This is a genomic window from Pseudomonas sp. (assembly GCF_028293835.1).
Classification (GTDB): domain Bacteria; phylum Pseudomonadota; class Gammaproteobacteria; order Pseudomonadales; family Pseudomonadaceae; genus Aquipseudomonas.
The window spans coordinates 1-11566 of sequence record NZ_JAQGNX010000172.1; the positions used below are offsets into that span (position 1 = coordinate 1).

At 57.0% G+C, this 11566-nt stretch carries 12 protein-coding genes; 9 read left to right on the forward strand and 3 right to left on the reverse strand.

What is annotated here, in order from left to right; translation table 11 throughout:
• The 6 genes from JWR17_RS23595 to JWR17_RS23620 form a co-directional block, all read left to right on the forward strand.
• On the forward strand, positions 1–1248 hold a 1248-nt coding region (locus JWR17_RS23595), incomplete at its 5' end, for a 3-hydroxyacyl-CoA dehydrogenase NAD-binding domain-containing protein (RefSeq protein WP_299835381.1).
• A gap of 24 nt (positions 1249–1272) precedes the next feature.
• A complete protein-coding gene (gene fadA, locus JWR17_RS23600; protein ID WP_299835383.1) occupies positions 1273–2448 on the forward strand; it encodes an acetyl-CoA C-acyltransferase FadA in 1176 nt (391 codons plus the stop codon).
• A gap of 124 nt (positions 2449–2572) precedes the next feature.
• Positions 2573–2827 (forward strand): DUF1653 domain-containing protein, encoded by a 255-nt coding sequence (locus JWR17_RS23605; protein WP_299835384.1) that lies wholly within the window; start codon positions 2573–2575, stop codon positions 2825–2827.
• A gap of 96 nt (positions 2828–2923) precedes the next feature.
• On the forward strand, positions 2924–5536 hold the full coding sequence (topA, locus tag JWR17_RS23610; protein WP_299835386.1) for a type I DNA topoisomerase: 2613 nt from the start codon (positions 2924–2926) through the stop codon (positions 5534–5536).
• Positions 5537–5680: 144 nt separating this feature from the next.
• Positions 5681–6202, forward strand: coding sequence for a DUF6586 family protein (locus JWR17_RS23615; protein WP_299835388.1), 522 nt, complete (start codon positions 5681–5683; stop codon positions 6200–6202).
• A gap of 70 nt (positions 6203–6272) precedes the next feature.
• Entirely contained in the window at positions 6273–6506 is a 234-nt protein-coding gene (locus JWR17_RS23620; protein WP_299835390.1) for a hypothetical protein, read from the forward strand.
• Positions 6507–6576: 70 nt separating this feature from the next.
• On the opposite strand, the gene sulA is transcribed toward JWR17_RS23620, so the two are convergent.
• Together sulA and lexA are read right to left on the reverse strand one after the other, a co-directional pair.
• The gene (sulA, locus tag JWR17_RS23625; protein WP_299835392.1) at positions 6577–7050 is read right to left on the reverse strand and encodes an SOS-induced cell division inhibitor SulA; all 474 of its coding nucleotides are present in this window, start codon (positions 7048–7050) and stop codon (positions 6577–6579) included.
• Positions 7051–7059: 9 nt separating this feature from the next.
• A complete protein-coding gene (lexA, locus tag JWR17_RS23630; RefSeq protein ID WP_299835394.1) occupies positions 7060–7668 on the reverse strand; it encodes a transcriptional repressor LexA in 609 nt (202 codons plus the stop codon).
• Between the two features lie 286 nt (positions 7669–7954).
• Between lexA and JWR17_RS23635 the strand changes: the two genes are divergently transcribed.
• The 3 genes from JWR17_RS23635 (at position 7955) to JWR17_RS23645 (ending at position 10628) form a co-directional block, all read left to right on the forward strand.
• A complete protein-coding gene (locus JWR17_RS23635; RefSeq protein ID WP_299835396.1) occupies positions 7955–8659 on the forward strand; it encodes a TetR/AcrR family transcriptional regulator in 705 nt (234 codons plus the stop codon).
• A 211-nt stretch (positions 8660–8870) separates the two neighbouring features.
• Complete coding sequence (gene nagZ / locus JWR17_RS23640) at positions 8871–9869, forward strand: beta-N-acetylhexosaminidase (protein WP_299835401.1); 999 nt, start codon at positions 8871–8873, stop codon at positions 9867–9869.
• Between the two features lie 18 nt (positions 9870–9887).
• A complete protein-coding gene (locus JWR17_RS23645; protein ID WP_299835398.1) occupies positions 9888–10628 on the forward strand; it encodes an S-methyl-5'-thioinosine phosphorylase in 741 nt (246 codons plus the stop codon).
• Between the two features lie 49 nt (positions 10629–10677).
• Here JWR17_RS23645 and JWR17_RS23650 read toward each other — a convergent pair.
• A partial coding sequence (locus tag JWR17_RS23650; protein ID WP_299835400.1) for a DEAD/DEAH box helicase occupies positions 10678–11566 on the reverse strand: 889 nt, incomplete at its 5' end.

The following is an 11566-nucleotide window of genomic DNA, read 5'->3' on the forward strand; positions in this document are numbered from 1 at the left end:
AAGAAAAAAGCCAAGGTTTACGATGAAGTCGCTAAAGACGTGAAACAGGCAGCCGTGCTCGGCGCCGGGATCATGGGCGGCGGCATTGCTTATCAGTCAGCTGTCAAAGGCACGCCGATTCTGATGAAGGACATCCGTGAGGACGCCATTCAATTGGGTCTGAACGAAGCGTCGAAACTGCTGGGCAATCGTGTCGACAAGGGTCGTTTGACCTCAGCGAAGATGGCTGTTGCGCTCAACGCGATCCGTCCTACGCTGTCCTACGGCGATTTTGGCACCGTCGACTTCGTGGTTGAAGCCGTGGTCGAGAATCCCAAAGTCAAGCAAGCGGTGTTGGCTGAAGTCGAAGGTCAGGTCGGTAGCGACACCATCCTGGCATCGAATACCTCGACCATTTCCATCAGCCTGTTGGCCAAAGCCCTCAAGCGTCCGGAAAACTTCGTGGGTATGCACTTCTTCAACCCCGTGCACATGATGCCGCTGGTGGAAGTCATTCGTGGCGAGAAGTCCAGTGAAGTTGCAGTCGCAACCGCTGTGGCCTACGCCAAGAAAATCGGCAAAAACCCGATCGTGGTCAACGATTGCCCAGGCTTCCTGGTTAACCGTGTGTTGTTCCCGTACTTCGGCGGTTTCGCCAAGCTCGTCAGCGCCGGTGTGGACTTCGTCCGTATCGACAAGGTCATGGAAAAGTTCGGCTGGCCAATGGGCCCGGCGTACCTGATGGATGTGGTCGGTATCGACACCGGCCACCACGGCCGCGATGTCATGGCTGAAGGCTTCCCTGACCGCATGAAAGACGACCGTCGTTCGGCTGTAGACGTGCTTTACGACGCCAATCGTCTGGGTCAGAAAAACGGCAAGGGTTTCTACGCGTACGAAATGGACAAGAAGGGCAAGCCGAAGAAAGTCACGGATGCCGCTGTGCTTGAAGTCCTCAAGCCGATTGTCTACGAACAACGCGAAGTGTCCGACGACGACATTATCAACTGGTTGATGATTCCGCTGTGCCTGGAAACGGTTCGTTGCCTTGAAGACGGCATCGTTGAAACCGCCGCCGAAGCCGACATGGGCTTGATCTACGGTATTGGTTTCCCTCCATTCCGTGGCGGCGCGCTGCGTTACATCGACTCGGTTGGTGTGGCTGAATTCGTTGCCCTGGCTGACAAATATGCTGATTTGGGTGCTTTGTACCACCCCACCGCGAAGCTGCGTGAGATGGCTAAAAATGGCCAGAGCTTCTTCGGTTAAGCGCCCAACGACTGAGAGGAATTTATGAGCTTGAATCCGAGAGACGTCGTGATTGTTGACTTCGGTCGCACCCCGATGGGCCGCTCCAAGGGTGGCATGCACCGTAATACCCGCGCCGAAGACATGTCTGCGCACCTGATCAGCAAACTGCTGGAACGCAACGTCAAGGTTGACCCTTCGGAAGTCGAAGACGTGATCTGGGGCTGTGTGAACCAGACCATGGAGCAGGGCTGGAACATCGCCCGCATGACCTCGTTGCTGACTCAGATTCCCCACACGGCGGCTGCGCAGACAGTAAGCCGTCTGTGTGGTTCATCAATGAGTGCGCTGCACACTGCCGCCCAAGCCATCATGACCGGTAACGGTGATGTGTTCGTGGTGGGCGGTGTTGAGCACATGGGCCACGTCAGCATGATGCATGGCGTAGACCCCAACCCACACATGTCGCTGTACGCAGCCAAGGCGTCAGGCATGATGGGCTTGACCGCTGAAATGCTTGGAAAAATGCACGGTATAACCCGCGAAGCCCAGGACGCGTTCGGCGTCCGTTCGCATCAGTTGGCCCACAAGGCAACGGTCGAAGGCAAGTTCAAGGACGAAATCATCCCGATGCACGGGTATGACGAGAACGGCTTCCTGAAAATGTTCGACTACGACGAAACCATTCGTCCGGATACCACACTGGAAAGTCTTGCGGCCTTGAAGCCAGCCTTTAATCCTAAAGGTGGTACGGTAACAGCGGGCACTTCCTCGCAAATCACCGATGGCGCATCGTGCATGATCGTCATGTCGGCACAGCGCGCTCAAGACCTCGGCATCCAGCCAATGGCGGTTATCCGCTCGATGGCAGTGGCCGGTGTAGACCCGGCAATCATGGGCTATGGCCCGGTACCGGCGACGCAAAAGGCCTTGAAGCGTGCGGGTCTGAGTATTGCCGATATCGACTTCTTCGAGCTCAACGAAGCGTTCGCCGCACAGGCCTTGCCAGTGTTGAAAGATCTGAAAGTACTCGACAAGATGAACGAGAAGGTTAACCTGCACGGCGGCGCAATCGCTCTTGGCCATCCATTCGGGTGTTCCGGGGCACGTATCTCAGGTACGTTGCTGAACGTCATGAAGCAAAATGGCGGCAACCTCGGTGTTGCAACCATGTGCATCGGCCTCGGTCAGGGCATTGCCACCGTCTTCGAACGCGTTTAACGGTTCGTTTGATGGAAGCCGGGGCCAGGTGCCCCGGCTTTTGCTTTTATGAAAACCCGGTTTTTTGAAAAAAGTTGTATTTCAAGAAAATTTATTTTCAGGTTTGATTTTCGAGGGGGGTCACATGCAGTTACAGCCAGGACTCTATCGCCATTACAAGGGCCCGGAGTACCGTGTATTCAGCATTGCCCGGCACTCCGAAACCGAAGAAGAAGTGGTGTTCTATCAAGCCCTCTATGGCGATTACGGCCTTTGGGTGCGCCCCTTAAGCATGTTCCTGGAGTCGGTCGAGGTTGACGGCGAACAGGTCCCACGCTTTGCTCTGGTTCAGGTTGAACCAAGTCTGTTTTCAAGGCCTTCAGGAGAGATCGCGCAGTAGCCTGTGCTTGACCTCGCCTTATTGCCACTATATATAGCGGTGCCTCGACAGGGCACTAAGCGCCTTTCATTTATAAATTCAGGAATTTTCTGATCCATGGGCAAATCGCTGGTCATCGTGGAATCCCCGGCTAAGGCCAAGACCATCAACAAGTACTTGGGTAACCAGTACGTGGTGAAGTCGAGTATCGGCCATATCCGAGACTTGCCCACCAGCGGTTCGGCTAGCGCCAGCAAAGAGCCTGCTGCCAAACGCGGCAAGGCGGCTGTGGGCGAAGTGCCTGCCCTGACGCCTAAAGAAAAGGCCAAGCGTCAGCTTGTGTCGCGAATGGGTGTTGATCCTGATCATGGCTGGAAAGCCAAGTACGAAATCCTTCCGGGTAAAGAGAAGGTGATCGAAGAGCTGCGCCGGCTCGCCAAAGATGCTGACATCATCTATCTCGCAACCGACTTGGACCGCGAGGGGGAAGCCATTGCCTGGCACCTGCGCGAAGCCATCGGTGGTGACGACAGCCGCTATAAGCGCGTGGTGTTCAACGAGATCACCAAGAAAGCGATCCAGGAAGCGTTCTCCAAGCCCGGTGAACTCGATATCGATCGGGTCAACGCTCAGCAGGCTCGCCGCTTCCTCGACCGCGTCGTGGGCTACATGGTGTCGCCGCTGCTTTGGCAGAAAGTTGCCCGCGGCTTGTCCGCAGGTCGTGTGCAGTCGGTTGCGGTAAAGCTGGTTGTAGAGCGTGAACGCGAGATCCGTGCGTTCAACCCTGAAGAGTACTGGGAAATCCACGCAGACCTCGGTACCGCCAAGGGCGCTAATGTGCGTTTCGAAGTGGCCCGTGAAAACGGCGAGGCCTTCAAGCCTCTGAACGAAACCACGGCCATGGCTGCGCTGGACAAGCTCAAGGCCTCCAGCTACAGCATCGTCAAGCGCGAAGACAAACCGACCAGCAGCAAGCCGTCGGCCCCGTTTATCACGTCTACATTGCAACAGGCCGCAAGTAACCGCCTGGGCTATGGCGTGAAGAAAACCATGATGATGGCCCAGCGCTTGTACGAAGCGGGTTACATCACTTACATGCGTACCGACTCGACTAACCTGTCGGTGGACGCTGTAACCATGGCCCGGACTTACATAGAAACCGAGTTCGGCAAGAAGTACTTGCCGGAGTCGCCGAACGTTTACAGCAGTAAAGAAGGCGCACAAGAAGCGCACGAAGCGATTCGTCCGTCTGACGTTAATACCCACCCGAGCAAGCTGACGGGTATGGAACGTGACGCTGAGCGCCTCTATGAGCTTATCTGGCGCCAATTCGTGGCGTGCCAGATGCCACCGGCCCAATACCTGTCCACTACCGTCAGTGTCGCGGCTGGGACCTTTGAGCTGCGCGCCAAGGGCCGCATCCTCAAGTTCGACGGTTACACCCGCGTTTTGCCGCAAATGGCCAAGCCAGGCGACGACGATGTATTGCCCGACATGGGGCAGGGCGACAACCTCAAGCTGAACAAGCTTGACCCGACGCAACACTTTACCAAGCCACCTGCGCGTTACTCGGAAGCAAGCCTGGTCAAAGAAATGGAAAAACGCGGGATCGGCCGTCCGTCGACCTACGCCGCGATCATTTCGACTATTCAGGATCGAGGCTATGTAGCGCTGCATAACCGCCGTTTCTATTCTGAAAAAATGGGCGACATCGTTACCGGGCGCTTGTCCGAGAGTTTCTCCAACCTCATGGACTACGGTTTTACCGCTGGCATGGAAGAGAACCTCGATGACGTTGCTCAAGGTCAGCGCGACTGGAAAAGCGTACTCGACGAGTTCTACGGCGACTTCAAGAAAAAACTCGAAGTGGCTGAAGCTGCGGACAGCGGGATGCGCGCCAACCAGCCGGTGATGACCGATATCGCCTGTAAGGTGTGCGGTCGCCCAATGCAGATCCGTACCGCATCCACCGGCGTGTTCCTTGGTTGCTCCGGCTACAGCCTGCCACCGAAAGAACGCTGCAAGGCGACGATCAACCTGACGCCTGGGGACGAAATTGCCGAAGACGATGAAGGCGAGTCTGAATCCCGTGTACTGCGTGGCAAGCACCGCTGCCATATCTGTAACACGGCGATGGACGCCTACTTGCTTGACGAAAAGCGCAAGCTGCATATCTGCGGTAATAACCCGGACTGCGTGGGTTATGAAGTCGAAGAGGGCACTTACCGGATCAAAGGCTATGAAGGTCCGAGCCTGGAATGTGACAAGTGCGGCAGCGAGATGCAGCTCAAGACGGGCCGTTTCGGCAAATTCTTCGGTTGCACCAACCCGGAGTGCAAGAACACACGCAAACTGTTGAAAAGCGGTGAAGCGGCCGGGCCGAAGATGGACCCGGTGAAAATGCCGGAGCTGAAATGCGAGAAGGTTACAGACACTTATATCTTGCGTGATGGCGCTTCGGGCCTGTTTCTGGCTGCCAGTCAGTTCCCGAAGAACCGAGAAACCCGTGCGCCATTAGTGATTGAGATTGTTCCCCATAGGGACGAGATTGATCCTAAGTATCACTTCCTGTGCGATGCGCCGAAGAAGGATCCGGACGGGCACCCTGCGGTGATACGTTACAGCCGCAAGACCAAAGAGCAATATGTGCAGACCGAAGTGGAAGGCAAGCCTACAGGCTGGCGAGCTTTTTATGACGGCAAGGCTTGGAAGGTCGAAGACAAGCGTTGATGGCTGTGTCTGACGCCTTGGCGGCAGACAGCCCTTTTTTGTTGTCGGAGCTGGCTCGCCCGGTACGCATAAAAGCGTGTTGCGCGAGCCAGCTTTGCTTTATGCCCAGCAGTTCTAAAATTGTTTGCACAGGAGAACCTCGCCATGGCCCATGAGCTTTATACCCGCACCAATCAAAAAATCTATTTCGCCGGACTTGCGCTGGACGCCCTCGGCAAAGCTGAAGACAGCCGGGCAATGAATGCCCAGGCGCTGATCCAGGCCGAGCGGGAGTCAGCGCTGTTTCACTTGTATGGCGCCTTGCTGGGTTTGTGCCACGAGATCGCCGGATTTTATCGCTTGCCTCAAGCCAATGCGCCCCGGGCAGAGATGCTGCTGACAGAAGATGCAGTGAATTCGATTGCGATTCCTGAGCTGGCCGAGTTGATCGAGTTGGCCCAGCATTCCGAAACCTGGCTTGCCCAAATGCTGGCGGCCTATAACGCGCTGTTTCAACCACCCCGTGCGCCGAAGAAGCCTAAAGGGGATGTCACCCAGCCGATGATCATCGCTATCAGTGTGGGAGACGAGTCTGTACCTGAGCTCACTCGCGCCGAAATGGAAAGCTGGCGTCAGCAACTCAAGGGGCTGACGGTTCGTTTTCGCGAAGGGCTTAGTGAGTGCTGATTGATCGATGGGCTAGGGGTTGGGTCGACTGGCTGGTACAATGCCGGCCTTTCGTGGAGAGCCGATAGCTATGCCAACGTCCTTTTTAGAAATTGTCGAGTTGCCTGACGGTCGTATTGAACTGCGCCGCGCCGAGGACGAGGGTTCCTTGGTTACGTTGGATTTCTCTGCAGATGCAAAAGTCTTCCTGCAAGGTCAGCACGTAGAAATTGCCAAAGCCATGCTGAGTGTCGGCGTGCAAATGGCTGGACGTCTCGCCGAAGGCGACCTTGATAGACACGATGGCCCGCGCGTTCTCCACTGATCGTCTGCATTGACGTGAGCAGTCGAATCGAGGCTGGCCAGTCAACCTGGATCAATCAGCCCGAATCAGTTCAGCCCAGACGAATATTCAAGCTTTGCGCATCCCCGGTCCTTGCAGCGTTAATCAGTTGTTGGCGTCCCGCGCCATTGATCGGATTTATCCAGCTGACCACCGTGTGGCTGCGGCCCAACTTCAATGCCTCGCAGGACAACTGCAACGCAGTTTGAGTGCCGCGTGGCTGCAGCAGAAGGATTCGCTCTCGATTCAGTCCCGCATCTCGTAGCCACGCCTGAGTCAGGCTCGACGGCGGCGCGATCAGGGTTAGCCAGCGTGCGTCCTGGTCCTGGCTCAATTCGCGCAGAATCGGTGCTAAAAGGTTGAGGCAGTTCCCGGCCGCACCGCGCAATGACAGTTCACTAAAAGCTTCTGGCTCTGTATTCCAGGGCGTTTCGACCACATCTGTAAGTAGCGGGGCGATGGGCTGTGCCATAAATGCCTCGAACAGTGGTAATTGAGCATGCTGTGGGGTGTGTGGGAACTGCATAACGTCTCCTTAGCGGCGAATTACGCCAACGCTCAAGCCTTCGATCACCAGATCCTGATCTTTCAGGTTCACTTCGATAGGTGCGAAATCAGGGTTTTCAGCCATCAACCAGACTTTGCTGCCTTCGCGTTTGAAACGCTTTACTGTCACTTCATCGCCGATTCGAGCCACGACGATCTGCCCGTTACGCGCTTCGCGGCAGGTGTGCACAGCGATCAGGTCACCGTCGAGAATGCCAACGTCTTTCATGCTCATGCCATGGACGCGTAGCAGATAATCCGCAGCGGGATGGAAGAATGCCGGATTGATGTTGCAGGACTCTTCTATATGTTGCTGCGCAAGAATCGGGGCGCCGGCGGCAACTCGACCAATGATCGGCAGGCTGCTTTCTTCCGATTTAGCTTCAAAGCCCGGGATCCGTATGCCCCGTGAGGCGCCAGGCGTCATCTCGATAGCGCCTTTGCGGGCAAGGGCCTTGAGGTGTTCTTCGGCGGCATTGGGCGATTTGAAGCCGAGCTCCTGGGCGATTTCCGCGCGGGTCGGTGGATAGCCATTGTCTTCCAGGCAGCGTTTGATGAACCCCAGAATTTCAGCTTGGCGTGGCGTCAGTTTCAGCATGTCGATCGCTCTGGCTTTTTATACAGTGACTGGGATTATATACAGTGATTGCGTCTTGGCAATCGTCCTTTTTATTCTCGCCGCTGGACGGTCTCGGCCAGGCACTCGAAGGACCGACGCAAGGGCTTGCCTACACCTGGCTACACGCCCCGTTTATAGGGTTGTTTAGCCCCGTATCTGTGCTTAAATGCGAGCATGACTGTTCGGCCAGAAAATGGACGGCCAGGGTTGACAAGAGGTCTGTCTGAAACGTATGTTTCAAACAAGTGTTTGTCAGGCGAAGATCATGGCACAGTCGGAAACAGTGGAACGCATCCTTGATGCTGCAGAGCAGTTGTTTGCGGAGAAAGGTTTTGCCGAAACTTCGCTGCGGTTGATTACCAGCAAGGCATCGGTGAATCTGGCGGCGGTGAATTACCACTTCGGTTCAAAAAAGGCCTTGATTCAGGCAGTGTTCTCACGCTTTCTTGGACCTTTCTGCGTCAGTCTCGACCGCGAGCTGGAGCGTCGTCAGACCAAACCCGAGCAGAAACCGTCCCTTGAAGAGCTGCTTGAAATCCTCGTCGAGCAAGCGTTGGCGGTCCAGCCCCGCAGTAATAATGACCTGTCTATATTCATGCGTTTGCTGGGCCTTGCGTTCAGCCAGAGCCAGGGTCACTTGCGGCGTTACCTTGAGGATATGTACGGCAAGGTTTTTCGTCGCTATATGCTGCTGGTTAACGAAGCTGCGCCCCGTATCCCTCCCATTGAACTGTTTTGGCGCGTGCATTTTATGCTGGGTGCGGCGGCGTTCAGCATGTCCGGCATCAAGGCATTGCGCGCTATCGCCGAGACTGATTTCGGCGTGAACACTTCCATCGAACAGGTGATGCGGCTGATGGTGCCGTTCCTGGCCGCCGGTATGCGCGCCGAAACCGGTGTCACTGATGCAGCGATGGTCTCGGCGCAGCTCAAACCTCGAAGCAAAAGCCCGGCCGCCGCCAAGGTTTAGCCGTTAACGGGTGGGCGCGATAGCGTTCATCCGCTAAGCTAGCCGCCCATGCGTACCCCTCGATTTATACAGGCCTTACTTACCAGCCCATTCGTGCGCAGTTCTGCGGGCCACGAATGGGCTGTGCATTGGGCTGTCTCCACCGTGCTTGAAGCCGTGCCTGATCAGGGCATCGCTGCTTAAACAGAGGAATTTCACTATGAGTTCAGGCCTGCAAGGCTCGTTGATGGTAGATGTCGCCGGAAAATGGCTGACGGCTGAAGATCGCCAATTTTTGCGTCAACCTGAAGTCGGTGGTTTGATCATTTTCGCCCGTAACATTGAGCACCCCCGTCAGGTTCGTGAACTCAGTGCGGCCATTCGTGCCGTTCGCCCGGACCTGCTGCTGGCGGTGGACCAGGAGGGCGGCCGTGTCCAGCGTTTGCGTCAAGGCTTTGTCCGTTTGCCAGCAATGCGGGCGATTGCCGATAACCCGAACGCTGAAGTATTGGCCGAGCATTGCGGCTGGCTGATGGCAACTGAAGTGCTGGCGGTGGGCTTGGATCTTAGTTTTGCGCCGGTATTGGACCTGGATTACCAGCGCAGTGCAGTAGTAGGTAGTCGGGCGTTCGACGGCGATCCCGAGCGTGCAGCGTTGCTGGCGGGCGCTTTTATTCGCGGCATGAACGCCGCGGGGATGGCCGCCACCGGCAAGCATTTTCCCGGCCACGGCTGGGCTGAAGCCGACTCCCACGTCGCGATTCCCACCGACGAGCGCAGTCTGGATGAGATACGCGCCAACGATCTCGTGCCATTCGCTCGACTAAGCAAACAACTGGCCGCAGTGATGCCGGCTCACGTGATCTACCCACAGGTCGATTCGCAGCCTGCGGGATTTTCCCGGCGCTGGCTGCAGGACATCTTGCGTGGCGAATTACACTTCGATGGCGTCATTTTCAGCGATGACCTGTCCATGGCTGGCGCACAGGTGGTAGGGGACGCGGCGAGCCGCATCGAGGCGGCGTTGTCCGCTGGCTGTGACATGGGCCTGGTGTGCAACGACCGGGCTGCGGCTGAACTGGCGCTCGTCACCGCCCAGCGGCTCAAGGTCACCCCTTCGCCACGTATTGCGCGAATGCGCGGACAAGCCTACGCCACCACTGAATACCGCCAGCACCCGCGTTGGCTGGCCGCACTTGAAGCGTTGCGTGCTGCGCAGCTGATTGACTGATCGACTAAGGATTTTGCCATGACTGTTTATGCAATTATCGGCGGCACCGGCCTGACGCAACTGGAGGGCTTGAACATTCGCCAGTCCCTGCCGATGAACACGCCTTACGGCTTGCCGTCCGGCGAGATTCAAGTCGGTGATTACGCTGGCCGCGAGGTGCTATTTTTGGCGCGCCACGGCCATCCCCACCGTTTCCCGCCCCATCAGGTTAACTACCGCGCCAATCTTTGGGCGCTGAAACAGGCCGGTGCCGAGGCGATTCTGGCGGTCAATGCCGTAGGCGGGATTCACCCGGCGATGGGAACTGGCCACTTTTGTGTGCCGCATCAATTGATCGATTACACCAGTGGTCGCGAACACACCTATTTCGCCGATGACCTGGAACAGGTTACCCACATCGATTTCAGCTATCCCTACAGCGAAGAGTTGCGCGCCCGGCTGATCGCAGCACTGACGGCTGAAGGGTGTGAGTTCAGCGATCAAGGCGTTTACGCCTGCACCCAAGGGCCGCGCCTGGAGACGGTGGCGGAAATCGTCCGTCTGGAGCGTGATGGTTGCGACATCGTGGGAATGACGGGTATGCCTGAAGCAGCTTTGGCCCGGGAGATCGATCTGGCGTATGCGTGTCTGGCGTTGGTGGTTAACCCGGCCGCCGGCAAATCCTCGGCGGTGATTACCATGGCTGAGATTGAACAAGCTTTGCACGACGGCATGGGCAAGGTAAAAGCGACCTTGGCTCGGGTGCTGACTGCGATCTAAAGGAAGCAGTGATCCACTACAGGTGTTTAATCGGACCTCCAAGAGAGATTCAATGGGGTTTGGCCTTCTTCGATGACGGCGATGCCAGCGGCAGCGGCGCGAACAGGGCGCTGATGTCTTCGCTTTCCAGCTTCCAGTCGCCGGCCACGCGGCCGTCCAGTACGCCGGCGGCCAGTGCCGATTTGTCTTGCTGCAATCGCTGGATTTTCTCTTCCACGGTGCCGCGGGCGATCATCTTGTAGACGAACACCGGCTTTTCCTGGCCGATGCGGTACGCGCGGTCGGTGGCCTGGTGTTCGGCGGCGGGGTTCCACCACGGATCGTAATGGATCACGGTATCGGCGGCGGTCAGGTTCAGGCCGGTACCGCCGGCCTTGAGGCTGATCAGGAAAATCGGCAGCTTGCCGCTCTGGAAGTCATGCACCGGCGTGCGTCGATCCCGGGTTGCGCCAGTCAGTAACGCGTACTCGATGCCGCGCTGTTTCAGCTCTTCCTCGATCAAGGTCAGCATCGAGGTGAACTGCGAGAACAACAGAATCTTGCGGCCCTCGGCCAGCAACTCCTCGAACATCTCCATCAGGCTGTGCAACTTGGCTGAGGTGCCATGTCGCCCGGTGGGTGGGGCGCTGTTGACCAGGCGCAAGTCGCAACACACCTGACGCAGCTTGAGCAGTGCCTCAAGAATGATGATCTGGCTGCGGGCCACGCCCTTGCGGGTGATTTCGTCTCGAACTTTCTTGTCCATCGCCAGGCGCACGGTTTCATAGACATCGCGCTGGGTGTCGTTGAGTTCGACCCAATGGATGATTTCAGTCTTGGGCGGCAGCTCGGTGGCGACCTGTTCCTTGGTGCGCCGCAGCAAGAAAGGCTTGATCCGTGCGTTAAGGTGCTGCAGGCGGTCGTCGTTGCCCTGTTTTTCGATGGGGGTGCGGTAGTTT